Here is a 23288-nt window from a genome sequence, read left to right as displayed (position 1 = left end):
TCGCCCGGCTTCTTTTTTGCGCGGATGATTCTTCACGCCGATTCCAGCACGCGCTATTGTGCTGATTCGTGGGCCGGGGACGAGGCCGGCGTACGCATCGAGAGCATGATTCGAACCGAAGGACCGCGTCAGCGAAAAGTGGGAAGCGGTTTTCGGAAAAGATCATGCTCTTTAGAAAAGAGTTAGGTCAGAAGGGCGTTTCATCAAACGTGATCCTGATCTAGGCGGTCTTGCATTCAGGCGGCGAAGAGGACCAAGGCATGCCGGGGGAAAACCCGCCTCGCGCGGGATCGGCCGTTTCCGGCGGCCATGACGATTCCGATAGCAATGGCTCCGTCACGACAGGCGGTGGCCTGAAGAGGCGCGTTGGCGCCCGCACCGCCGGCTTTCTTGCCACCTCAGCTCTTGCCGGCCCGCTCACCTCGTTTGCCGCCCATGCCGAGCCGGCCATTGCGCAGAAGGCCGGACTGTCGGTCAGCGCGGTCGAAGTCATCCAGCTCGCCATGTTCGTCGGCGTCATGGGCGCGGCACTGGTCTCGGCCATCTTCCTGATCCGCGAAAGAGCCCGCACCTCGGCGCAGAATGTCGAACTCAGAGCCCGCATTGCCGACATCAATGCGGCGCTGCAGCGCTCCGAGGCGCTGCTCAATCTGCGTGACCAGCGCGTGATCGTCTGGGCGTCGGAGAACAAGAAGCCGGAGCTGATCGGCACGCTGCCGCTGGAAAGCGGTGCGCCGGACGACCGTGCAGCCTTCCTCGCCTTCGGCCGCTGGCTGATGCCGCGCTCGGCGGCGGCGCTCGAAAATGCCGTCGCTGGTCTGCGCGAGAAAGCGAAACCCTTTGATCTCGTGATCGAATCGCAGGCCGGGGCGCCGCTTGAAGTGCATGGCCGCAAGAGCGCCGCGCATGTGCTGGTGCGCTTCGTCTCGCTGTCGGAGACGCAGCGAAGCCAGGCCAGGCTGAAGATCGAGAACCAGCGGCTGGCCGCCGACTACGAGACCATGATCGGCCTGCTTGACGCCTTGCCGATGCCGGCCTGGCTGCGCGCCACCGACGGGCGGCTGAAATGGGTCAACCGTGCCTATGCCGGAGCGGTCGAGGCACCGAACGCCGAGACCGCGGTGCGCGAAGCCAAGGAATTCCTCGGCGCCCAAGCGCGCGAACAGATCGCCGCGCAGCACAAATCGCGCCCAATCTTCGAACAAACGCTGTCGACAGTGATCGAGGGCGACCGCCGCGTGTTCGCCGTCACCGACTTCGCCGGTGCCGACGGCTCGGCCGGCCTTGCCTGCGACACCAGCGCCACCGAAACCATTCGCGGCGAATATGAGCGCACGGTGCGCAGCCATGCCGACACGCTCGACCAGCTCAACACGGCGGTGGCGATCTTCGATGCCAACGAGAAGTTGCGCTTCTTCAACCAGGCGTTCCAGAAACTGTGGGGGCTGGACCCGGGCTTCCTGCACAGCGCGCCCGACAATGCGCTGCTGCTCGACCGGCTGCGCAGCGAAGGCAAGATCGCCGAGCAGCCGGAATGGCGGCGCTGGAAAGAAGGCCTGCTTGGCGCCTACCGCGCGGTGGAATCGCAAGAGCATTGGTGGCATCTGCCCGACGGCAAGACCATCCGCGTGGTGGCCAACCCGCAGCCGAAGGGCGGCGTGACCTGGGTGTTCGAGAACCTGACCGAGAAGATGGACCTCGAAAGCCGCTACCAGACGGCGGTGCGGGTCCAGGGCGAAACGCTCGACAATCTGGCCGAAGGCGTCGCGGTGTTCGGTCCCGATGGGCGGCTGCGCCTGTCGAACCCGGCCTTTGTCGCGCTGTGGGGACTGAGCCAGGATGTGATCAAGCCCAACCTCCATGTCTCGGCGATCCGCGATCTCAGCGACCAGCGCGCCGTAGACAGCCCGTGGGGCGGGTTCGTCGCCGCCATCACCGGTTTCGACGACGAGCGCCGCGACCGCCATGGCCAGACCGAACTGAAGAACGGCACAGTGCTCAGCTACGCCGTCATCCCGCTGCCCAACGGCCAGGTGATGATGACCTTTGTGGACGTCACCGACAGCGTCAATGTCGAGCGCGCGCTGAAGGACAAGAACGAAGCGCTGCAGAAATCCGACCAGCTGAAGAACGAGTTCGTGCAGCATGTCTCCTACGAGCTGCGCTCGCCGCTGACCAACATCATCGGCTTCACCGAGCTTCTGTCGCTGCCGGCGACCGGGCCGCTCAGCCCAAAGCAGCGCGAATATGTCGAGCATGTCGGCTCGTCATCCTCGGTGCTGCTCACCATCGTCAACGACATACTCGACCTCGCCACCGTCGACGCCGGCATCATGCAGCTCGACATTTCGGAAGTAAGCGTCGAGCGCACCATCGAGGCCGCGGCCGAACTGGTCGCCGACCGGCTGCAAGAGCATTCGATCAAGCTCCGGATCGACGCCGCTGCGGCGCCGAAGAGTTTTCACGGCGACGAGACCCGGGTTCGCCAGATCCTCTACAATCTGCTCAGCAACGCCGCCAATTACGCGCCGGAGGCGAGCACTATCACGCTTGCCTGCCGGCATTTGGAGCAAGGTGTGGAATTCTCCGTCCATGACAACGGCCCCGGCATGCCGCCGGACCTGCTCGATTCGGTGTTCCGCCGCTTCGAGCCGCGCACCAATGGCGGGCGCCGGCGCGGTGCGGGCTTAGGCCTGTCGATCGTCAAGAGCTTTGTCGAGCTGCACGGCGGCAGCGTGCGCATCGAGACCGGCAAGGACAAGGGCACCACCGTCATCTGCACCTTCCCCGATGCACCGTCGGGCATCCGCGCCGCGGCCGAGTAGCGCGCTCGATGACTGTTGTTGTGCTGGAGCGTTTTCTCGCCGACGAGGCTGCGACCGCAAGGCTCGGCGAAGACCTGGCCATGGCGCTGCGGCCGGGCGACGTGCTGTCGCTCAAGGGCGATCTCGGCGCCGGCAAGTCGACGCTGGCGCGGGCCCTGATCAGGGCGCTGGCCGATGATGCCGGCCTCGATGTGCCGAGCCCTACCTTCACCTTGGTGCAAAGCTACGACACGCGCATCCCCGTGCACCATTTCGATCTCTATCGCCTGTCCTCGGCCGGCGAGATGGACGAGCTGGGTTTCGACGAGGCGCTGCTGCAGGGCGCTGCCCTTGTCGAGTGGCCGGAACGGGCGGAGGCCGCTCTTCCGAGAACGTCGATCTGGATCGAACTCGTCCATCAGGACGAAGGCCGCTTGGCGAAACTATCGGGCCAAGGCGTTGCCTTCGAACGCGTGGCGCGATCGCTGGCGATGCGCGATTTCCTCAAAACGGCCGGTTGGGGCGACGCCGCGCGGCGCCATTTCGTCGGTGACGCCTCGGCGCGCTCTTACGAGATTGTTTCGCTCGCCGGCCTTGCGCCGCGCGTGCTGATGAATTCGCCGCGGCTGGTGCTGGGGCCGCCGGTGCGCGACGGCAAGCCCTATGCCGTGATCGCCCACACGGCGCAGTCGGTCACCGCTTTCGTCGCCATCGACAAGGCGCTGCTGTCGCAAGGTGTCAGTGTCCCAAAAATCCATGCCGAGGATCTCGAACGGGGCTTTCTGCTGCTGGAGCATCTGGGCTCGGAAGGTTTTCTCGACGGCAATGATGAGCCGGTGGCCGAGCGCTACGCGGCAGCGGCCGAATTGCTGGCGATGATGCATGGGAAGACCTGGCCGCAGCGCATGGAGGCCGTGCCGGGCGTCTTCCACGAGGTGCCGCCCTTCGATCGCGCCGCCATGCTGATCGAAGCCGATCTCTTGGTCGATTGGTATGTGCCGATGGTGACCGGCAGCCCGGCAAGCGAGGCTTTACGCGCCGGCTATCACAGGGAATGGAACGCGGTTCTCGATCGGCTGGACACACAGGAATACACGCTGATGCTGCGCGACTTCCATTCGCCCAACATCATCTGGCGCGGTGACCGCAAAGGCCACGACCGGCTGGGCATCGTCGATGTCCAGGACGCGCTGATGGGTCCGGCGGCCTATGACGTTGCGTCGCTGGCCATGGATGCCCGCGTCACCGTTTCGCCCGATATCGAGCAGCGGACCGTGGACGCCTATGTCGCTGCGCGCCACGCCGCCGGCGGCTTCGATGAGGACGCCTTCCGCGCGGCCTATGCGATCATGGCGGCGCAGCGCAATTCGAAGATCCTCGGCATTTTCGTGCGGCTCGAAAAGCGCGACGGCAAGCCCTATTATCTCCGACACCTGCCGCGCATCCGCGATTATCTCAGGCGGGCGCTGGCGCACCCGGCGCTGGCTCAGTTGAAGGAGTTTTACATGGCACATGGCCTGCTGGAGGAACGGCTCCCGTGACCTTGACCACAGCGATGGTGCTGGCGGCTGGTCTTGGCAAGCGCATGCGGCCGATCACCGACACCATGCCGAAGCCGCTGGTGCGGATCGCCGGCAGGACCTTGCTCGACTGGGGGCTGGACAGTCTCGAAGCGGCCGGCGTCGAGAAAGCCATCGTCAACGTGCACTATCTGCCGGACCAGATCGTCGCCCATATCGCCCACAGGCGGGCGCCAAAGATCGTCATTTCCGACGAGCGCGACGCACTGCTGAATTCGGCGGGTGGCATCGTCAAGGCATTGCCGCTGCTGGGCAGCGACCCCTTCTACATCATCAACGCCGATACGTTCTGGATCGACAGCGGCCAGCCCAGCCTCGAGCGCCTTGCCCTTGCATGGGACGGCGCGAAAATGGATATTCTGCTGATGCTTACCGATCTCGACTCGGCCACCGGACACGGTGTCGGCACGGATTTCCTGATGGCGCCGGATGGCGGCCTGCGGCGCTCGAAAGGCGATCCGGCCGGGTTGATCTATGCCGGAGCGGCAATCGTCAATCCCGCCATCTTCAGGGATGCGCCGGCCGGGGCGCATTCGCTCAACACCTATTTCGACAAGGCAATCGCCTCTGGCCGTCTGTTCGGCATGCAGATGCGCGGAAGCTGGATCACCGTCGGCACTCCCGACGCCATTCCGCAGGCGGAAGCGGCCGCCGCCGAAGCTCTCGCGAAGGTGGTATGAGCGGCGCGCGCCGCGTTCTTTCGATCCCGCCCGGAGCGCCATTCCTGCCGACTCTGGCCGAGGCCTTGCTGGCCGGACGGCTGGTGCCCGGCTTCCGGTTCGACGGCGATCCGCTGGCGCTGGCTGATGTCACCATCTATGTGCCGACACGGCGCGCGGCCCGGGCGCTGCGCGGCGCCTTTGTCGACGCGCTTTCGGGACCGGGAGGGAGCCGCCGTTCGGCGATCCTGCCGGTCATCCGCCCGCTCGGAGAGTTCGACCAGGACGAAGCCGCCTTCGACGCCGGCACGCCGACCGAGCTTGAAATGGCGCCGCCGATCGCAGCCATCGAACGCCTGCTGCTGCTGGCGCCGCTGGTGCAGGCCTGGAAGCGCACCCTGCCGGCGCATGTCCTTGATATGTTCAACGAAGAGATTGTCGTGCCGGCCTCCGCCGCCGATGCGATCTGGCTGGCGCGCGACCTCGCCCGGCTCATGGACGAAATCGAAACCGAAGGCACGGACTGGACCAGGCTTGCCGATCTGGTCACCGGCAATCTTGCCGGTTGGTGGCTGGTGACGCTCGATTTCCTCCGTATCGTCACCGAGGCCTGGCCGAAATTGCTGGAGGAGCGCGACCGCTCCAACCCGGCCGCGCACCGCAATGCGCTGATCCGGCGCGAGGCGAAGCGGCTGGAACGCAACCCGCCCAAAGGGCCGGTGATCGCCGCCGGCTCGACGGGCTCTATTCCGGCCACGGCTGAACTGCTTGCCACGGTCGCCAGCCTGCCTAATGGCGCCGTGGTGCTGCCCGGGCTCGATGGGATGCTGGACGAACCGTCTTTTGCCGCGATTGCGGCGCCCGGTGCGCGGCCGGCACTGCTCGGCCACCCACAATACGGCATGGCCAAGCTGATCGGCAAGGTTGGCGTGCTGCGTGGCGATGTCGAGGAAGTGGTCGCCGCCGAGCCCGCACTGGTGCTCCGCGCGGCCCTTGTCGGCGAGGCGCTGCGTCCGGCCGAGACCACGGAACTATGGGCCGAGACCCGCATACGCTTCAACGCCCTGGATATCGCCGAGGCCTTCGCCGATGTGACGCTGGTCGAAGCCGCCAGCGAACGCGACGAGGCGGCGGCGATCGCCATCGCGCTGAAAACCGCCGTGGAACAGCCGGGGCACAGGGCAGCGCTCGTTACCGGCGACCGCGGGCTGGCGCGGCGCGTCTCGGCCGAGCTGTTGCGCTTCGGTGTGATCGCTGACGATTCCGGCGGCACGCCGCTCGCCAACACGCCTGCCGCCAGCCTGCTGCGGCTCACACTTCAAGCGGTATTCCGGCCCGGCGATCCCGTCGGCCTTTTGTCGCTGCTCAAGCATCCGCTGCTCGGGCTCGGACTTGAGCGCACCGGCGTGCGCCATGCCGCCGAGCTCATCGAACTCGTGGCGCTGCGCGGCGGCACCGGACGCCCCGACATCGCCGCCTTGCCAGCACTGTTCGAGGAGCGTCTCGCCGGGCTGAGCGGGGACAAGCGCCAGCCCTTCTGGTTTTCGCGCCTGAGCGTGCGCGGCATCGACGATGCCCGCGATATGCTGAGCCGGCTTGTGACGGCACTGGCGCCGCTGACCGCCTTTCGCGGTGAAGAGAATGCCGATCTTGTCGCGTTGACCAGAGCGAGCGTCGCCGCGCTGGAAAATCTCGGCCGCACGGCGGAGCGCAGCCTGGCTGAATTTTATGCCGGCGACGCCGGCGAGAAACTCGCCGAGCTGCTGCGCGGTGTGGTCGCGGCCTCGGCCTCGTTCGACTTCCCGGCCGACGAATGGCCTGATGTGATGGACGCGCTGGTAGCACCGGAAACGGTCAAGCCCGGGCAAGGCACCGACCGCAACATCGCCATTTGGGGGGCGCTGGAAGCGCGGCTGCAGAATGTCGACACGCTGGTCATTGGCGGGCTGAACGAGGGCGTGTGGCCACGCAAGCCGGAAAGCGATCGCTTCATGTCGCGGTTGATGAAGACCGGCATCGATCTCGAGCCGCCGGAGCGCCGTATCGGCCTTGCCGCCCACGACTTCCAGATGGCGATGGGGGCGAAAAAGGTGGTGCTGACGCGCTCCGCCCGAGCCGGCGACGCACCGGCGGTGCCGTCGCGCTGGCTGCAGCGCATCCTCACCTTCATCGGCAAGGATCCGGCGGCCGCATTGCGCGGGCGCGGCGACGAATTGCTTGCCTGGGCGCGCGCGCTCGATGCCGGCGAGCGGCAGCATTTCGCGCCGCGACCGCAGCCGAAACCGCCGCTGAGCATGCGGCCCACCCACTTCTCGGTGACCGAGATCGAGACGCTGCGCCGCGACCCCTATGCGGTCTATGCCAAGCGTATTCTGAGCCTTCTGCCGCTCGAGCCGGTGATCCGCGATCCCGGTGCGGCCGAGCGCGGCACGCTGTTTCATGACATCCTGCATCTGTTCTCGACAGAGGTGGCGGATCCCCGCGCGCCCGAAGCTCTGGAACGCCTCATCGCTGCCGGCCGGACCTGCTTCGCCGACATTGCCCTACCCGCCGATGTCGAGGCGGTGTGGTGGCCGCGCTTCGAAAAGCTCGCCGCCAACATCATCGAATGGGAGCGCGGCCGCGCCCCTGCCGTCGCCCGGCGGCATGCCGAGGAGCGCGCCGAAAAGACGGCTGTCGGCCGTACCGGTGTGACGCTGTCCGGCTATGCCGACCGCGTCGACCTTTTGGCCGGTGGCATGGCCGACATTCTCGATTACAAGACCGGCTCCTCGCCGTCCAAGGCGCAGGCGCACACGCTGCTGGCGCCACAGCTGGCGCTCGAAGGGGCGCTGCTCCGGCGCGGCGCCTTCAAGGGGCTTGGCGCGCGCGAACCCTCGCAGCTTGCATTCGTGCGGCTGAAGCCGAATGGCGAAGTGTTCGAGGAATCCATCCTCGACTACAACCGCCAGCCCCGGACCGCAGAAGACCTCGCCGAAGAGGCCTGGGCGCGGCTGGAAAAACTGCTCATTCACTATGCCGATCCGGCGACCGGCTATCTGTCGCGGGCGCTGCCGTTTCGCGAAGGCGAGAGCGATGGCGACTACGACCACCTGGCGCGCGTGCTCGAATGGTCGGCCGGCGGCGACAGCGATGACGAGGCGGGGGAGGCATGAAAAAAGCCTATCCCATTCCCGGCGAAACCGCCGCCAGCCAGACGCGCGCTTCCGACCCGAAGAACTCGGCCTGGGTGTCGGCCAATGCCGGATCCGGCAAGACGCATGTGCTGGCCCAGCGCGTCATCCGGCTGTTGCTCAACGGCACCGATCCGTCGAAGATCCTGTGCCTGACCTATACGCGGGCGGCCGCCGCCAACATGTCGAACCGCGTGTTCTCGACCCTGTCGGAATGGACGGCGCTCGGCGATGCCGAGCTTGCCACAAAGATTGAGGCGGTGGACGGCCGCCGACCCGACCGCGACACGATGCGGCGGGCGCGCCGGCTGTTTGCCGAAGCGCTGGAAACGCCGGGCGGGCTGAAGATCCAGACCATCCACGCCTTCTGCGAATCGGTGCTGCACCAGTTTCCGCTGGAGGCCAACATCCCGGCGCATTTCGAAATGCTCGATCCGCAGATGGAGGCCTCGCTGTTTGCTGGCGCCCGCCGCGACATGATTTCGGGCACGTCAGCCGGAGACGCCGGACTGGCCGAGGCCTTTGCCACCGTGCTGGAGCGCGGCGGAGAACACGGGCTCGATGCGCTGCTCGCCGAAATCGTGCGCAAGCGCGACGGGCTGCGCGGCTTCATCGATGCGGTCCGGCGCGACGGCGGCGGCTTTCAGGCCCTGTTCGACGAATTCCATTTTCGCCCCGGGCGGAGCGCCGAAGACATAGCGGCATCGGTATGGCCGCTGCCGGGTTTCCTGCCGGACTTCTTTGCAGTGTTCGCCAGTGCCGCCGAGGCCGCCGACGCCCGCACCGTGCTCAACAATCTCTTGCCCTATGCCCGGTTGGCCTTTGCCGAGACGGACCCGACCCGCCGGCTGCAGATGCTCGGCAAAGCCTTTCTCAAGGCCGATGGCGACCCCTATGATCCCTCAAAGTTGTTCAAGAAGGCGCTGCTCGGCCGGCTGCCCGACCTTCCCGAGCGCTATCTGGCGGCCGTCAAGTCGATAACAGACGTCTCCGACCGGCTGGCGCTGTTCCGGATGCTGGAAGGCACGGTCGCGGCGTTGACCATAGCCGACTGGCTGATCGTGCGGTACGAGCGCCTGAAGCGCAGCCGCGGCTTTCTCGATTTCAACGACCTCATCACCCGCACCGTCAACCTTCTGGCGCGGCCCGATGCCGGCCCCTGGGTGCAGTACAAGCTCGACCAGGGCATCGACCACATCCTGCTCGACGAGGCGCAGGACACCAGCCCCGACCAATGGGAGGTGGTGAAGCGGCTGGCGGAGGAGTTCTTTGCCGGCCACGGCCAGCGCGGCACGGCCAATCGCACGGTGTTTGCCGTCGGCGACGAAAAGCAGTCGATCTATTCCTTCCAGGGTGCCGCACCGGATTCCTTTGCCGACAGCCGGCTCTTGTTTTCCGGACGCGTGAACGCAGCCAATGCTTCGTTTGCCGACCTGAAACTGACCTGGTCGTTCCGTTCGACCGACGACGTGCTTGCCGCAGTCGACCGCGTCTTTGCCGATCCGGGCGTGCGGCGCGGCATCAGCCACGACCCCGATCCGCTCGACCACAAGGCGATCCGCAACGACGCGCCTGGCTATGTCGAGGTCTGGCCGTCGCTCGGCGCTGACGCCGTCGAGGAGCCCGACGACTGGACGTTGCCGGTCAATCATGCCAGCGCGCCGGCTGTGCGGGTGGCCGAGCACGTGGCTGCGACCATCCAGACCTGGCTCAAGGACCGCGAGATCATCGAGGGCAAGGGACGCAGGCTGAGGGCCGGCGACATTCTTGTGCTGGTGCGCAAGCGCGACCGCTTCGTCCATGCGCTGTCGCGCGCGCTGAAGGACCGCGATATTCCCGTCGCCGGCGCCGACCGGCTGAGCCTGCCCGGCCACATCGCGGTCAAGGACCTGATCGCACTCGGCCATTTCCTCATCCAGCCGCAGGATGACCTGTCGCTCGCCGCCGTGCTGCGCAGCCCGGTTTTCGACGTGTCGGAGGAGACGCTTTTTACGCTTGGCGCCGGACGGCCAGCCGGAACATCGCTGATCGCCTCACTACGCCAGCATGCTGGCGACAATACCGCGCTGACCGATGTCGTTGCCCGGCTCGACGGCTGGGCCAACGAGGCGGCGTTCCGGCCGGTGTTCGAATTCTACGCCGGGGTGCTGGCGCGCGACGGCCTGCGCAAGAAGATGATCGCCCGGCTTGGACCGGAAGCCGGCGACATCCTCGACGAATTCCTGAGTTTCTGCCTGGCCGAGGAACGCACCGGACTGCCGGGGCTGGAGGCCTTCCTGGCGACGCTGGAAAACACCGGCCCGGAGATCAAGCGCGAGATGGACCAGACGCGCGACGAGGTCCGCGTCATGACCGTGCACGCCGCCAAGGGCCTGGAAGCGCCTGTTGTCTTCCTGGTCGATGGCGGGTCGGCGCCGTTCAGCGACCAGCATCTGCCGCGGCTGATGCCGTTCGACGCTTCGGGCCGCAATTTCGACGGCAAGGGCTATCTCTGGCGCTCGGCCGCCGATGTCGCGAACGGCTTCTCCAAGGCGGCCTCGGCCAGGGCGCGGGAGCTTGCCGACGACGAATACCGCCGGCTGCTCTATGTCGGCATGACGCGCGCCGAGGACCGGCTGATCGTCTGCGGCTATCACGGCAAGCGTTCGCCGAGCACCGGCACCTGGCATTCGATTGTCAGCCGCGCGCTGCTTGCCGCGCCGGAAAGCACGGAGCGCCATCATCCCGCCAGCGGCGAGCCGGTGCATCGCTTCGTCATCACCAAGCTGCCGCCGGTGGCGCTGGCAGCCGCCGACGAGGCGCGGCTGCCGCAACCGCTTTTGCCGTTCTTGCCGGCAAACCTGTTTCGCCCTTTGCCGCCTTATGAAGAACTGCCGCGCCCGCTATCGCCCTCTGGCGCTTCGGCGCTGATCGACGAGGGCAAGGAGGCGGTCGTCGATACGCGTTCGCCGGTGCTGGACAGCGAAGCGGAGCCCGGTTTTGCCGTGATGCGCGGGCTGGCGCTGCACAAGCTGCTGCAGATGCTGCCCGGTTTTGCCGAAGACGAACGGCAAGGCGCGGCGGCGCAGTATCTCATTCGAGCCGGCGCCGACTGGCCGGAGGCCGAGCGCAACAAGGCGCTGGCTTCGGTGATGGCGATCCTCAGAGATTCGCGTTTTGCCGGGCTGTTTTCGCCGTCGTCCCGCGCCGAAGTTGCTGTGATGGGCAGCCTTGAGGTCAAGGGCAGACTGCGCTCGATCTCCGGCAAGATCGACCGGCTGGCGGTGACGCCCGGGCGCGTATCGATCGTCGACTACAAGACCAACCGGCCGGCGCCCGCAGGCCTGGCCCAGGTGCCGCCGGCCTATATACTACAGCTGGCGCTCTACCGCGCGCTGCTGAAGCCGCTTTACCCCGGCCGCGCGGTGACGGCAGCACTGCTGTTCACCGAGGCACCGAGGCTTATCGAACTGCCGGCGCAGGCGATGGATGACGCCCTTGCCCGACTCACGGGAGCGTGACACAAGTTCTGCTTGAAGAAGGGCTGCTGAACCACCACATTTGGTGCGAGATAAATTTCGAAAGGATTTTCGTATGGCCACCGTCAAGGTCGACAAGAGCAATTTCCAGGCCGATGTGCTCAACGCCTCGCAGCCCGTCGTCGTGGATTTCTGGGCCGAATGGTGCGGCCCCTGCAAGATGATCGGTCCGTCGCTGGAAGAGATCGCCAACGAACTCGGCGACAAGATCAAGATCGCCAAGCTGAACATCGACGAGAACCCCGAGCTTGCCGCCCAATTCGGCGTGCGCTCGATCCCGACGCTGATGATCTTCAAGGGCGGCGAAGTCGCCGACATGAAGGTCGGCGCCGCGCCGAAGACCGCGCTGTCGCATTGGATCAATGGCAGCCTCGCCTGATCCTGTAGGAGTTTCTGAAGTTAAGCCCGGCCCTCGCGCCGGGCTTTTTCTTTGGCGTCATCGCCCGACCGCCTCTGGCCCTCGCATCGGCGCACTCCATGTCATCTGCTTGTTGCAGGACAGGAGAGACAAATGACCGGATCCGCCAAGGCCACCGTCTTCATCGACAATGAGCGCGTCATCGTCACCGAATATCGCTTCCAGCCCGGCGACAACACCGGCTGGCACCGGCATGGCCATGACTACGTCGTGGTGCCGCTGATGGACGGCAAGGTGAAGCTGGTGACCAAGGACGGCGAGAGTTTTGCTGAAATGAAGAAGGGCGCGCCCTACTTCCGCAAGGAAGGCGTCGAGCACGACGTCATCAGCGCCAATGACGGCGAATACGCCTTCATCGAGATCGAGCTGAAATAGGCCTCAGACTGGTGCCGCGGCCGCCGATGTCTATTTAGTTTGAGCCGCGGTTTTTTTTGGCCTGCCTAGGCTTGCCGGGCTTCCGTCCGGTCGCGGGCTTCAGGACCTGCCCATATCCCTCTATAGCGCCCGTATACACACGATAGAGAAACGTCTCTCGGCTTACGAAATACGCGACACTGGGCTGGCCGGATGCATCATTGGGGCGCGTCGGTCTGTGGGCCACTCGAACAATTGGGTGCGGTGGCTCGATGGCTCCCGGTAACATCACATGATCGCCGACCCGCGGAGCATATTCAAATATCAGCTCCTCCGGCGGGTCGTTGTCGACGGTAACAAGACACTTCACAACCATTCGAGCTTGCCTCCATGCTTCGCCAAGCATATCGGGGCTTCTGCCCGAGGGGCAACCGCCCGATAGATTCCCCGGGCCAAAATACTACCAGTCGGCGATGCGATCCCCGCCGGTGAATTGCGCGCTTTTTGCGGTGTATTCGAACAGCTCGATCTTCACGCCGTTGGGGTCGCGGATCCAGGCCTGAAACGTGTCGTCGCAGGCATGCTTCTTGGCCGTGATATCAATGCCTTTCGACTTGATGTGGGCGATCGCCGCATCGATGTTTTCCACCTCAAGGCAGAAATGGTTGATCTGGTTGAGCTCGCTATGGCTGGTGCCGTCCTTCTGGAACACCTCGACATGGCTGCGATCGCCGCAATTGAGGTAGAAGCCGAACACCTTTCCGTCGCGCAGGAAGTTGAACTGCGTGTCGAGGCCGAGCACGTCGCGGTAGAAGGCCCGCGTCGCCTCCAGATCATGCGCGAAGATGCAGACATGGGCGAGTTGCTTGACCTTGATCATGATGGGCTCCTCGCAGTGAAATGGCTTCAGGTTGGCGGCGTGCCGTTTTCGGCCAGCACCGCGCCGGCGAGATATAACGACCCGCCGATCAGGATGCGTGGCGCCGGCCCGTCCCAGGTGTCGCGCAGCAGCATCAGCGCACTGGCGACGGAACTGACCGGTTCGGCCGTGAGGCCGGCTTCGGTCGCCCGCACCGCCAGCTCGTCATTCGGCACGCCGGCATCGCTCATGCTCACCGGCACGGTGTAGACATGCCGTGCCAGGCCCTTGAAGGCGTGGAAGTAGCCGCTCTGGTCCTTGGTGTTGATCATGCCGGAGATCAGAAACAGCGGCCGCGGGTTCTTTTCCTCTTGCTCGGCCAGCGCCTCGGCAATGACCATGCCGGCGCCCGGATTGTGGCCGCCGTCGAGCCAGATGTCGGCGCCCTTGGGCGCCAGCTCCATCAGCCGGCCCTGTACCAGTTTCTGCATGCGGCCCGGCCATGCGACGCTCGCCATCGCCTTCTCAGTGGCGCGATGACTGGTTTCGAAACCGGCGGCCTTGACGGCGGCAATCGCTGCCGCCGCATTGGCGAACTGGTGGCGCCCGGGCAGGCGCGGTGGCGGCAGGTCCATCAGCCCGTCCTCATCCTGATAGACCATGCGGCCGTTTTCCTCGAAGGCGAGAAAATCCTGGCCGTAGACGAAGGTCGGGCAATCCAGCCGCTCGGCGGTTTCGATCAGCACTTGCAGCGCCGTCTCGCTCTCCTGCGCGCCGATGACCACCGGGCAGCCGCGCTTCATGATGCCGGCCTTTTCGGCGGCGATCAGTTCGACCCGGTCGCCGAGATAGGCTTCGTGATCCATCGACACCGGCATGATCACCGACACCGCCGGCCGGGCAACGACATTGGTGGCGTCGAAGCGGCCGCCAAGGCCGACCTCGATGATGGCGGCGGCAGCCGGATGTTCGGAAAACAGGATGAAGGTGACGGCGGTTAGGATTTCGAAGACGGTGATCTTCTGGCCTTGATTGGCCCGGGCGACGCGGGCGATGGCCTCGGCGAAGGTCTCGTCGTCGACCAGCCGGCCGCCGCCCTCGGCCGCCAGTCGGTAGCGCTCGGCCCAGTTCACCAGATGCGGCGAAGTGTGGACATGGACAAGGTGGCCGCCGGCTTCGAGCAGCGCGCGCGAAAAGGCCGCGCACGAGCCCTTACCGTTGGTGCCCGCGATATGGATGACCGGCGGCAGCCGCTCCTGCGGATTGCCGAGGCGTTCGAGCAGCCTTGTGATGCGGTCGAGCGAAAGGTCGAAGCCTTTCGGATGCAGCGCCATCAGGGCTTCGATTTCACGATCTGCGGCAAGCGTTGTCATGAGCGAATCCTACGCATGCGCGCAGGTGCACGCAATCGCGGTTTGCGGCCAGAAATGTCGCGTCAGGCCTGCGGGCGGGCTTCCGTCGGGATGACCGACGGCGGCAGGATTTCCGGCTCCAGCGGCTTTTGCTCCTGCGGCAGTTTGAGCAGGATTTTCAACAGCCGTGAAATCGTCTCGCGCAGTTCCAGCCGCGACACCACCATATCGACCATGCCGTGCTCCATCAGATATTCGGAGCGCTGGAAACCGTCCGGCAGTTTCTCCCGGATGGTCTGCTCTATGACGCGCGGGCCGGCAAAGCCGATCAGCGCGCCGGGCTCGGCAATGTGGACGTCTCCCAGCATGGCGTAGGAGGCGGTAACGCCGCCGGTGGTCGGGTTGGTCAAGACGACGATGTATGGCAGGCCGGCTTCCTTCAGCCGGTCGACGCCGATCGTGGTGCGCGGTAACTGCATCAGGGACAGGATGCCTTCCTGCATGCGCGCGCCACCGGAGGCGGCAAACAGGATCAGCGGCCGCTTGCGCTGCAAGGCGACCTCGAAACCGTGCACAATGGCGTCACCCGCGGCCATGCCGAGCGAGCCGCCCATGAAGGCGAAATCCTGCACCGTCACCACAACCGGCAGGCCTTTGACCGTGCCCAGCGCGTTGATGATGGCGTCTTCCAGGCCGGTCTTGGCCTTGGCGTCCTTCAGCCGGTCCGTGTAGCGCTTCTCGTCGCGGAACTTGAGCGGGTCCTGCATGACCTTGGGGTTCTCAAGCTGCTCGTATTTGCCGTCGTCGAGGAAGAATTTCAGCCGTTCCTTGGCCGAAATCTTCATGTGATGGCCCGATGACGGGATGACGAACTGGTTGGATTCCAGGTCCTTGTGAAACACCATCTCGCCGGTCTCGGGATCCTTAATCCAGAGATTCTCGGGCATGTCGGTGCGCCGGCCGAGCATCGAATTGATCCTCGGGCGAACGTAATTGGTGATCCAGTTCATCGCTTCGGCTCCTGTCCTGACGAAGAGTTGGCTCGTGCATGTCGCCCAAAGTGGGAACCGGTTTTGGGATAACGACTTGCACAAGGCCTAAGTAGGGAAACTATTCGGCAGCAGCAAGGCGGGCCGAACGCACGCCCTGAGACAGTCCGCTGACCAGGGTGGCGACGGCCTCGGACGGGTCGGCGGTCTTCTCGCCCTTCGGTCCCAACACATTGGCGACCGCGTTGACGATCGCGGTGCCGACGACGACGCCATCGGCATTGGCGCCGATAATGCGCGCCTGCTCGGCGGTCTTGACGCCGAAGCCGACGCAGACTGGCAAGTTGGTGTGGCCCTGGATGCGCTTGACCGCGGCGGCAACCTTGCCGGTGTCGGCCAAAGCCGAGCCGGTGATGCCGGTCATCGACACGTAATAGACGAAGCCCGACGTATTCTGCAGCACCTTGGGCAGGCGCTTGTCGTCGGTGGTCGGCGTCGCCAGGCGGATGAAGTTGATGCCGGCCTTCAGCGCCGGAATGCAGAGTTCTTCGTCCATCTCCGGTGGCAGGTCGACGACGATCAGCCCGTCAATGCCGCTGGCGATGGCGTCCTTGAGGAAGCGATCGACACCGTAGATGTAGATCGGGTTGTAGTAGCCCATCAGCACGATCGGCGTTTCATTGTCGGTGGCGCGGAAATCAGCCGCCGTCTTCAGCGTCTTGACCAGGGTCTGGCCACCTTTCAGCGCCCGCAGGCCAGCGGCCTGGATCGCCGGTCCATCGGCCATCGGATCGGAAAACGGCATGCCCATTTCAATGATGTCGGCGCCGGCCTTGGGCAGCGCCTTCATGATCGACAAAGCGGTGTCATAGTCGGGGTCGCCGCTCATGAAATAGGTGACGAGCGCCGGGCGGCCCTCGGCTTTCAGTTTTGCCATGCGGCGGTCGATGCGGGTCACCATGATCAGATCTCCATGCCCAGCATCGAGGCCACTGTGTGCACATCCTTGTCGCCGCGTCCCGACAGGTTGACGATGACGATCTGGTCCTTGTCCATATCAGGCACGATCTTCACCGCATGCGCGATGGCGTGGGCGGATTCCAGCGCCGGGATGATGCCTTCGACGCGCGTCGTCAGCTTGAAGGCTTCCAGCGCCTCGTCGTCGAGGATCGGCACGTATTCGACGCGGCCGGAATCGCGCAGCCAGGAATGTTCGGGGCCGACGCCCGGATAGTCGAGGCCGGCCGAGATCGAATGGCCGTCCATGATCTGGCCATCGGCGTTCTGCAGGAGATAGGTGCGGTTGCCGTGCAGCACGCCTGGCGCGCCGGCATTCATCGAGGCGCAATGCTCGATGCCGTCGAGGCCGCGGCCGCCGGCTTCGATGCCGATGATGCGGACTTGCCTGTCGTCGAGGAAGGGATGGAACAGGCCGATGGCGTTGGAGCCGCCGCCGACAGCCGCGATGATGGTGTCGGGCAGCCGGCCTTCCTGTTCGAGGATCTGGGCGCGCGCCTCGATGCCGATCACCGACTGGAAGTCGCGCACCAGCTCCGGATAGGGATGCGGACCTGCGGCGGTGCCGATCAGATAATAAGTGTCCTCGACATTGGTGACCCAGTCGCGCAACGCTTCGTTCATGGCGTCCTTCAGCGTGCCGTGACCGGCGGTCACCGGCCGCACTTCGGCGCCGAGCAGCTTCATGCGGAAGACGTTGGGGCTTTGGCGGGCGACATCGGTGGCGCCCATATAAACGACGCAGGGAAAGCCGAAGCGCGCCGCGACCGTGGCCGCGGCAACGCCGTGCTGACCAGCGCCCGTCTCGGCGATGATGCGCTTCTTGCCCATGCGCTTGGCCAGCAGGATCTGGCCGAGGCAGTTGTTGATCTTGTGCGAACCGGTGTGGTTCAAATCCTCGCGCTTGAAGTAAACTTTGGCGCCGCCCCCGAGGCCCTTCGCCAAGGAAACCTCACGAAGATGGTTGGTCAGGCCTTCGGCGAAATAGAGCTTTGACGGCCGCCCGGCATAGTGGGTCGACAGATTGGTCAGCTCAGCCTTGAAGTCCGGATCGTTCTTGACCTCGTTCCAGTGCCGCTCCAGGTCGAGGATCAGCGGCATCAGCGTCTCGGCGACGAACCGGCCGCCGAAGATGCCGAACATGCCCTGTTCGTCGGGTCCGGTGCGGAAGGAATTGGGTGTCGCCGGCTTGTTCATCGCCGATCTCCTGGTCTTGGTTCTGAGCATGTCTTATCGGAAAACCGGTTCCCACTTTTCCGGAACATGCTCGGGTTCGAAAGAAGTGCTCAGGCAGCGCGGTCGTCGCGCGCGGCCCTGACGGCCCGGAAAAACTGCTCGATCAGCGCCGGATCCTTGACGCCCGGGCCGCTTTCCACCCCCGACGAAATGTCTATCGCGGACGGATTGGCGGATCTCAGGGCATCGCCGATATTGGCGGCGTTGAGCCCACCGGAAAGCATGTAATCGAGCCCGGCGTCAAGGCCGGCCAAGATGCGCCAGTCAAAGGCGACGCCATTGCCACCCGGAAGTTGCGAGCCCTTTGGCGGCTTGGCATCGAACATGAAGCGATCGGCAACGCCGATGAACGGCTGTAGCCGCTCGAGATCGCCAGCCTCACTGACGGAGAACACCTTCATGACAGGCAAGCCGTAGCGGGCTTTCACCTCGGCCACCCGCTCGGGCGTCTCCGTGCCGTGCAGTTGCAGCATGTCGGGTCGCATCTTTTCGACGATCTCGTCCAGGAAGGCGTCATCGGCATCGACCGTCACGGCAACCGCCAGGGCCTTGCCGATTGCCGCCTGGCGCAGGCGGCCGGCTGCCGCAGGCTCGACATAGCGCGGGCTCCTGGCAAAGAAGATGAAGCCGACATGGCTGGCGCCGCCGGCCAATGCCGCGGTCGTTGCATCATCGGTCTTCAATCCGCAGATCTTGATATCGAGCGCCATGGCGCGGGGATTGGCACGAAACCGGCCAAGAGTCGAGAAAAAGCATGCTGTTTGCCGGCAACGCCAAAGGCGCTACCTATTGATGGGAGAAGCAAGGCGGAGCAGACGAATGGCCGACCAGAGCATAGCCGAACTCAGGCAGAAGATCGCGCAAGCGCGCGACGTCATCGCGCATCTGATGCAAAAGGCCGCCTTCGACGGGGCAGAAGCGCACCGGGTCCTGGATTATTTCGGCAGCGATGCGTTCGAGCAGAATTTCCTGCCATGGCCGCGCCATGGCGACGAAGGGCTGCGGCCTGAAGAGCTTAATGCGGCCAATGATGATTGAGCGCGGCGCTGGCGCAGGCTAATCGAACACAATCGCCTGCAATGCCCCACCATTCCGCTTCAGCCAGTCCTTGCAGCGGTCGGTGTCGGGGCAGAGCTGCTCGCACAGTTTCCAGAATTTCTGGCCGTGGTTCATCTCCTTGAGATGCGCCACTTCATGCGCGACCAAGTAGTTTATCACCGGCGTCGGCGCCATCATGATGCGCCATGAGAAGGACAAATTGCCGTCGGAAGTGCAGGAACCCCAGCGGCTCGACGTGTCCTTGAAGCGGATCGCCTTGGCGCGCTTGCCCATGGCCTCGGTATGCTTGACCACCAGCTTCTCGATGTCCTTCTTGGCCTCGCGCTTGAGGAAATCGGCGATGCGGCGCGGCAAATGTATGCGCTCGCCATGGACGATCAGCAGCGGACCGCGCTCGTCGCGCGACACGGTGACGGTGCCGCGTTTCGACGGTTCGTGGACGATGCGATGCGCGACGCCGCGTATCGGGATCTTGATGCCGGGGCGCACCTGAGGCCGGGTCGGGACCTTGGCCAGACGCTGCTCCAGCCAGTCCTGGTGGCGGTGAAGGAATTTCTCCACCTCGCCGCGGCGCAGGCCCGGCGGCACGGTGATGCGCAGCCCCTGGCCGCCCGAATCAATGCGCAGCGTCAGCCGCCGTGCGCGGGCGCTCTCGACGATCCTGAGCGGCAGTGTGCGGCCGGCAACGACGTGCTCTCGCTCTTCGACAGGCGAGGGTTTTGGTTTGGTCAGGTTGCGGAAAAAGCCGAAGGACATGGCTGAACGATACGCGATTCGAGGAAAACGACCAGAACAAAAAAGAAACGGCGCCGCTCGCGCGACGCCGCCCATCATGCCAAGGCCTGTCTTAGAGCGCCGCGCGTCTCTGACGCGCAAAGGACGCTGTAGCACTCTAATTCGGCGCATGAACCTTTCCGAAAATCGGTTTCGATTTTCGGGGTCATGCGCGCAGCCTCAGTCGTCAAGCAGGTTCGGGCCCTTGCGCTTGGGCGTCGCGGGCTTGGCCGTTTCGGCCGAGCCTGTCTTCGCAGGCGCTGTCGACTTGTTGCGGTTGGCCATGAAGCGGTCGAACTCGTCCTGGTCCTTGGCGCGGCGCAATTCGCGGGCGTACTCATCGAACTCGCTCAGCATCTCATCGAGCTTGCGACGCTCTTCGGCGAGGCGTTCGAGTTCCTTCTCGCGCCAGTCGTCGAAAGCGACATTGCCGGTGCGGGCCGAACCGTGGCCCCAGCGCGCAGCCTTGTCGGAACCGCGACGGCAGCCGGCGAAGATGCCGTCGGTGGCCCGGTTGACGTCGCGCTTGAAGCCGTCAAGCCGGTCGCCCCAGATGATGTAGGCGAGCATGGCGAAGCCAAGCGGCCAGAACACCATGAAGCCGATCACCATCAGCGCGATGGTCGCCGGCGTCCAGGCCGGGCGGATCAATGCGGATGTGTTCATTTTCTCCCATTCCTTCGGTTGGAGACAGCCAAGAGCGGCTGCGTGGATTCGAAATGGGATGAGAAAAACGGCGATTCAAGACAACGTCCGCCAAAACCGGACAAGGTCCTGAAATGATTATCGCTTTTTGACCGCTTCGAGGAAAAGCACGACCAGGCCGGCGACCAAGCCCCAGAAGGCGGCGCCAACGCCGAACAAAGTCAGCCCCGACGCGGTGACAACGAAGGTGACAGTAGCCGCCATGCGCTGGTCCTCGTCCTTGAGCGCGATCGCCAGCGCGTTGGCCAGCGACCCCATCAACGCCAGGCCGGCCACCAGCACGATCAGGCTTTGCGGCAGCACTGCGAAGATCGCCACCAGCGAGGCGCCGAAAACCGCGAAGATCAGATAGGCAAGTGCATAGAAGGGTCCGGTCTTCCAGCGCTCGGCCGGGTCGGGATGGACGTCCGGCCCGGTGCAGATCGCCGCAGAGATCGCGGCCAGATTGGTGGTCGAGCCGCCAAACGGCGCCGACAGCAGCGAGAACAGGCCGGTGACGCCGATCAGCGGGCCGGGTTCGGGGTGATAGCCGGCGGCGCGCAAGACGGCGAGACCCGACAGGTTCTGCGACGCCATGGTGACGAGGTAGAGCGGCAGCGCCAGGCCGATGACAGCTGCGGCGCTGAAATGCGGAGCAATCAGCGTCAGCGTCGACAGTTCCGGCGCCGGCAGTCCGCCGACGCGGCCTGTCAGGAAGGCGGCGATGCCGCCGCCGATCAGCACCGCCAGCACCGACAGCGCCGGGTTGAACAGGCGAATGACGAAGAAGGCCGCGATCAGCGGCAGGATCAGCCAGGGGTCGACCGGAATGGTCTTGACGGCATTGAGCGCGAAGGTGACGACGATGCCGGCCAGCATGCCGGACGCGACCGACGTCGGTATCCTTGATATAAGCTGGGTCAGCGGCTTGAACAGGCCGGTGGCGATCAACATCAAGCCGGTGACGATGAAGGCGCCGACCGCATCGGCCATGGTAAAGCCGCTCGATGCCGCCATCAGCGCCAGGCCTGGTGTCGACCAGGCGGTGATGATGGGCATTTTCGTGCGCCAGGACAGCCACAAGCATTCGATCGCCATCGCCACGCACACTGCCGTCACCCAGCTCGCGGTTTCGGCTTGCGTGGCGCCAACCGCCTTGGCGGCGGCAATGACGACGGCCAGCGTGCCGCCGAAGCCGACGATTGCCGCGACAAAGGCGGATATCGGGATGGAAATGCGCATTCTTGCCTACCCCGCCCGCTGAACCATGTCGCCCACCGCCCTCAGCAGCATGTCGAGATCCTGCGGCCGCGACAGCCGGTGGTCGCCGTCGGGAATGAGCGACAAGGTGACGTCGTCGGCCGGCAGCAGCGAGACCAGCTTCAGCGCATGGCTTGCCGGCACATCGGCATCGGCCAGGCCCTGCAGGATGTGGACGGGGCAATGGGTATCGATCGGCCCGGTCATGACCCGGTTCGCCCTGCCGTCCTCGATCAGCGCGCTTGTGTAGATGTAAGGCTCGGCGGAATAGTCCGAAGGTTCTTCGAAAAAGCCTTTCTCCCGGAGGTCGCGCCTCTGTTCCTCCGTCAGAGCCGGCTCGACCAGCTCGGCGGTGAAATCCGGCGCCGGCGCGAGCAGCACCAGGCCAACCACATTGCTGTCGCCCGCCTTGCGCAGTTCCTGCGCCATGCGCAGCGCGATCCAGGCGCCCATCGACGAGCCGACCAGGATTTGCTTGCCCTCGGTGAAACGCCGGAAGGCGGCGAGGCTCTCGCCAAGCCATTTCGAGATGGTGCCGTCGGCAAAGGCGCCGCCGGATTCGCCATGGCCGGAATAGTCGTGGCGCAGATATGCGCGGCCTTCCCTGGCCGCCCAATCCGACAACGTTTGCGCCTTCGTGCCCAGCATGTCGGATTTGTAGCCGCCGAGCCAGACGACGCCGGGCGTTGCGCCCGAGGAATGGCGAACCGCGATATCAATGCCGTCGACATCCAGTAGGGTTGGGGTGGTCGCGGTCATGGCTGTGGATCAATCCTGGTTCTGGGGGCCTGATTGTGGGAGCCTGATTTTACTCGCCGGTCTTTTGACACAGGCACAGGCGAGGCGGAAAGTGCTCGCGACATCCTTTGTTTGGTGCAGGCCTGCGATCAGGGTGATTTTCTGTCAGCGCTGTGCTATTGACTCCGCCCGCGCGCTCACCACATTGGCGCGTCCTGAACATTCTAGATTGAAACCCTGAACGAAACGGCCAAGGAGACCACGACCATTCGCAGACCTTTCAAAGCAGCGGCGCCCACCAAAGATGGCCCGCGCTCCAACCGTGATATCCGGGTTCCCCGGGTCCAGCTGATCGACGCCGATGGCCAGAACCGCGGCGATATTTCCATCAACGACGCATTGCTGCTCGCCGAAGAGGCAGGGCTCGATCTGGTCGAGATCTCGCCCAATGCGGTGCCGCCTGTCGTCAAAATTCTCGATCTCGGCAAATTGAAATACGCCAACCAGAAGAAGGCGGCCGAGGCGCGCAAGAACCAGAAGGTCATCGAGATCAAGGAGATCAAGATGCGCCCGAACATCGACAGCCATGACTACGAAACCAAGATGAAGGCCGTGCGGCGCTTTTTCGAGGAAGGCGACAAGGTCAAGCTGACGCTGCGCTTCCGCGGCCGCGAGATGGCGCATATGGAACTCGGCATGCAGCTCCTGAACAAGGTGCGCGAGGAGACGGCTACCATCGCCAAGGTCGAAGCCGAGCCGAAGCTGGAAGGCCGCCAGATGATGATGGTGCTGGCGCCGCGCTAGATCAGTTCGG

Annotated in this window: 19 protein-coding genes; 9 read left to right on the top strand and 10 right to left on the bottom strand. The window is 64.8% G+C overall.

What is annotated here, in order from left to right; translation table 11 throughout:
- The first annotated feature begins 260 nt into the window (after nt 1–260).
- The 7 genes from NKJ64_RS23715 to NKJ64_RS23685 all read left to right on the top strand — a co-directional run bounded on the left by NKJ64_RS23715 (nt 261) and on the right by NKJ64_RS23685 (nt 12527).
- Nucleotides 261–2825, top strand: a complete 2565-nt coding sequence (locus tag NKJ64_RS23715) for a sensor histidine kinase (RefSeq protein ID WP_352463448.1) — start codon at nt 261–263, stop codon at nt 2823–2825.
- Nucleotides 2826–2833: 8 nt separating this feature from the next.
- Nucleotides 2834–4345 carry a tRNA (adenosine(37)-N6)-threonylcarbamoyltransferase complex ATPase subunit type 1 TsaE gene (tsaE, locus tag NKJ64_RS23710; RefSeq protein ID WP_352463447.1) on the top strand — a complete coding sequence of 504 codons (1512 nt, stop codon included), beginning with the start codon at nt 2834–2836 and terminating at the stop codon, nt 4343–4345.
- 14 nt (nt 4346–4359) lie between these two features.
- Nucleotides 4360–5064 (top strand): nucleotidyltransferase family protein, encoded by a 705-nt coding sequence (locus tag NKJ64_RS23705; protein WP_031197320.1) that lies wholly within the window; start codon nt 4360–4362, stop codon nt 5062–5064.
- Nucleotides 5061–8198 carry a double-strand break repair protein AddB gene (addB, locus tag NKJ64_RS23700; protein WP_352463446.1) on the top strand — a complete coding sequence of 1046 codons (3138 nt, stop codon included), beginning with the start codon at nt 5061–5063 and terminating at the stop codon, nt 8196–8198. Before NKJ64_RS23705 ends, addB begins: the two co-directional genes overlap by 4 nt.
- Nucleotides 8195–11716, top strand: coding sequence for a double-strand break repair helicase AddA (gene addA / locus NKJ64_RS23695; RefSeq protein ID WP_352463445.1), 3522 nt, complete (start codon nt 8195–8197; stop codon nt 11714–11716). The genes addB and addA overlap by 4 nt, the downstream gene beginning before the upstream one ends.
- Before the next feature lie 73 nt (nt 11717–11789).
- Nucleotides 11790–12113 (top strand): thioredoxin, encoded by a 324-nt coding sequence (gene trxA / locus NKJ64_RS23690; RefSeq protein ID WP_023672297.1) that lies wholly within the window; start codon nt 11790–11792, stop codon nt 12111–12113.
- Nucleotides 12114–12245: 132 nt separating this feature from the next.
- A complete protein-coding gene (locus NKJ64_RS23685) occupies nt 12246–12527 on the top strand; it encodes a cupin domain-containing protein (RefSeq protein ID WP_023681396.1) in 282 nt (93 codons plus the stop codon).
- Nucleotides 12528–12966: 439 nt separating this feature from the next.
- Here the strand turns inward: NKJ64_RS23685 and NKJ64_RS23680 are convergent, their stop codons facing one another.
- The 6 genes from NKJ64_RS23680 to NKJ64_RS23655 form a co-directional block, all read right to left on the bottom strand.
- Nucleotides 12967–13386: a VOC family protein gene (locus NKJ64_RS23680; protein ID WP_023687435.1), complete on the bottom strand. Its 420-nt coding sequence runs from the start codon at nt 13384–13386 to the stop codon at nt 12967–12969.
- 26 nt (nt 13387–13412) lie between these two features.
- Nucleotides 13413–14738: a bifunctional folylpolyglutamate synthase/dihydrofolate synthase gene (locus tag NKJ64_RS23675; RefSeq protein WP_352463444.1), complete on the bottom strand. Its 1326-nt coding sequence runs from the start codon at nt 14736–14738 to the stop codon at nt 13413–13415.
- Between the two features lie 62 nt (nt 14739–14800).
- Nucleotides 14801–15727 (bottom strand): acetyl-CoA carboxylase, carboxyltransferase subunit beta, encoded by a 927-nt coding sequence (gene accD / locus NKJ64_RS23670; RefSeq protein WP_023672292.1) that lies wholly within the window; start codon nt 15725–15727, stop codon nt 14801–14803.
- Nucleotides 15728–15827: 100 nt separating this feature from the next.
- On the bottom strand, nt 15828–16667 hold the full coding sequence (gene trpA / locus NKJ64_RS23665) for a tryptophan synthase subunit alpha (RefSeq protein WP_352463443.1): 840 nt from the start codon (nt 16665–16667) through the stop codon (nt 15828–15830).
- Nucleotides 16668–16669: 2 nt separating this feature from the next.
- The gene (trpB, locus tag NKJ64_RS23660; RefSeq protein ID WP_352463442.1) at nt 16670–17920 is read right to left on the bottom strand and encodes a tryptophan synthase subunit beta; all 1251 of its coding nucleotides are present in this window, start codon (nt 17918–17920) and stop codon (nt 16670–16672) included.
- Between the two features lie 89 nt (nt 17921–18009).
- Nucleotides 18010–18669 carry a phosphoribosylanthranilate isomerase gene (locus tag NKJ64_RS23655; protein WP_352463441.1) on the bottom strand — a complete coding sequence of 220 codons (660 nt, stop codon included), beginning with the start codon at nt 18667–18669 and terminating at the stop codon, nt 18010–18012.
- Between the two features lie 109 nt (nt 18670–18778).
- Here NKJ64_RS23655 and NKJ64_RS23650 point away from each other — a divergent pair, with 109 nt between their 5' ends.
- Complete coding sequence (locus tag NKJ64_RS23650) at nt 18779–18997, top strand: hypothetical protein (protein WP_023672288.1); 219 nt, start codon at nt 18779–18781, stop codon at nt 18995–18997.
- A gap of 18 nt (nt 18998–19015) precedes the next feature.
- Here the strand turns inward: NKJ64_RS23650 and NKJ64_RS23645 are convergent, their stop codons facing one another.
- The 4 genes from NKJ64_RS23645 to NKJ64_RS23630 form a co-directional block, all read right to left on the bottom strand.
- The gene (locus NKJ64_RS23645; protein ID WP_352463440.1) at nt 19016–19774 is read right to left on the bottom strand and encodes a M48 family metallopeptidase; all 759 of its coding nucleotides are present in this window, start codon (nt 19772–19774) and stop codon (nt 19016–19018) included.
- Between the two features lie 198 nt (nt 19775–19972).
- Nucleotides 19973–20458: a DUF2852 domain-containing protein gene (locus tag NKJ64_RS23640; RefSeq protein WP_023672286.1), complete on the bottom strand. Its 486-nt coding sequence runs from the start codon at nt 20456–20458 to the stop codon at nt 19973–19975.
- Nucleotides 20459–20575: 117 nt separating this feature from the next.
- A complete protein-coding gene (locus NKJ64_RS23635) occupies nt 20576–21718 on the bottom strand; it encodes a benzoate/H(+) symporter BenE family transporter (protein ID WP_023672285.1) in 1143 nt (380 codons plus the stop codon).
- A 6-nt stretch (nt 21719–21724) separates the two neighbouring features.
- Nucleotides 21725–22495: an alpha/beta hydrolase gene (locus NKJ64_RS23630; RefSeq protein WP_023827355.1), complete on the bottom strand. Its 771-nt coding sequence runs from the start codon at nt 22493–22495 to the stop codon at nt 21725–21727.
- A 246-nt stretch (nt 22496–22741) separates the two neighbouring features.
- Here NKJ64_RS23630 and infC point away from each other — a divergent pair, with 246 nt between their 5' ends.
- Complete coding sequence (gene infC / locus NKJ64_RS23625) at nt 22742–23278, top strand: translation initiation factor IF-3 (protein WP_023744911.1); 537 nt, start codon at nt 22742–22744, stop codon at nt 23276–23278.
- Nucleotides 23279–23288 lie beyond the last annotated feature (10 nt).

The organism is Mesorhizobium sp. M0062, from assembly GCF_040323125.1.
Classification (GTDB): Bacteria; Pseudomonadota; Alphaproteobacteria; order Rhizobiales; family Rhizobiaceae; genus Mesorhizobium.
Note: the sequence above shows the minus strand (reverse complement) of the source record. Positions and strands in the feature narration are given on the sequence as shown.

What these genes read in the sequence shown, in the direction of transcription:
- NKJ64_RS23640 (WP_023672286.1), bottom strand. Translation starts at nt 20,458, where the DNA reads ATGAACACATCCGCATTGATCCGCCCGGCCTGGACGCCGGCGACCATC.
- addA (WP_352463445.1), top strand. Translation starts at nt 8,195, where the DNA reads ATGAAAAAAGCCTATCCCATTCCCGGCGAAACCGCCGCCAGCCAGACG.
- NKJ64_RS23635 (WP_023672285.1), bottom strand. Translation starts at nt 21,718, where the DNA reads ATGCGCATTTCCATCCCGATATCCGCCTTTGTCGCGGCAATCGTCGGC.
- NKJ64_RS23655 (WP_352463441.1), bottom strand. Translation starts at nt 18,669, where the DNA reads ATGGCGCTCGATATCAAGATCTGCGGATTGAAGACCGATGATGCAACG.
- NKJ64_RS23645 (WP_352463440.1), bottom strand. Translation starts at nt 19,774, where the DNA reads ATGTCCTTCGGCTTTTTCCGCAACCTGACCAAACCAAAACCCTCGCCT.
- NKJ64_RS23680 (WP_023687435.1), bottom strand. Translation starts at nt 13,386, where the DNA reads ATGATCAAGGTCAAGCAACTCGCCCATGTCTGCATCTTCGCGCATGAT.
- trpB (WP_352463442.1), bottom strand. Translation starts at nt 17,920, where the DNA reads ATGAACAAGCCGGCGACACCCAATTCCTTCCGCACCGGACCCGACGAA.
- addB (WP_352463446.1), top strand. Translation starts at nt 5,061, where the DNA reads ATGAGCGGCGCGCGCCGCGTTCTTTCGATCCCGCCCGGAGCGCCATTC.
- accD (WP_023672292.1), bottom strand. Translation starts at nt 15,727, where the DNA reads ATGAACTGGATCACCAATTACGTTCGCCCGAGGATCAATTCGATGCTC.
- NKJ64_RS23715 (WP_352463448.1), top strand. Translation starts at nt 261, where the DNA reads ATGCCGGGGGAAAACCCGCCTCGCGCGGGATCGGCCGTTTCCGGCGGC.
- trpA (WP_352463443.1), bottom strand. Translation starts at nt 16,667, where the DNA reads ATGGTGACCCGCATCGACCGCCGCATGGCAAAACTGAAAGCCGAGGGC.
- tsaE (WP_352463447.1), top strand. Translation starts at nt 2,834, where the DNA reads ATGACTGTTGTTGTGCTGGAGCGTTTTCTCGCCGACGAGGCTGCGACC.
- NKJ64_RS23630 (WP_023827355.1), bottom strand. Translation starts at nt 22,495, where the DNA reads ATGACCGCGACCACCCCAACCCTACTGGATGTCGACGGCATTGATATC.
- trxA (WP_023672297.1), top strand. Translation starts at nt 11,790, where the DNA reads ATGGCCACCGTCAAGGTCGACAAGAGCAATTTCCAGGCCGATGTGCTC.
- NKJ64_RS23685 (WP_023681396.1), top strand. Translation starts at nt 12,246, where the DNA reads ATGACCGGATCCGCCAAGGCCACCGTCTTCATCGACAATGAGCGCGTC.
- NKJ64_RS23705 (WP_031197320.1), top strand. Translation starts at nt 4,360, where the DNA reads ATGGTGCTGGCGGCTGGTCTTGGCAAGCGCATGCGGCCGATCACCGAC.
- NKJ64_RS23675 (WP_352463444.1), bottom strand. Translation starts at nt 14,738, where the DNA reads ATGACAACGCTTGCCGCAGATCGTGAAATCGAAGCCCTGATGGCGCTG.
- NKJ64_RS23650 (WP_023672288.1), top strand. Translation starts at nt 18,779, where the DNA reads ATGGCCGACCAGAGCATAGCCGAACTCAGGCAGAAGATCGCGCAAGCG.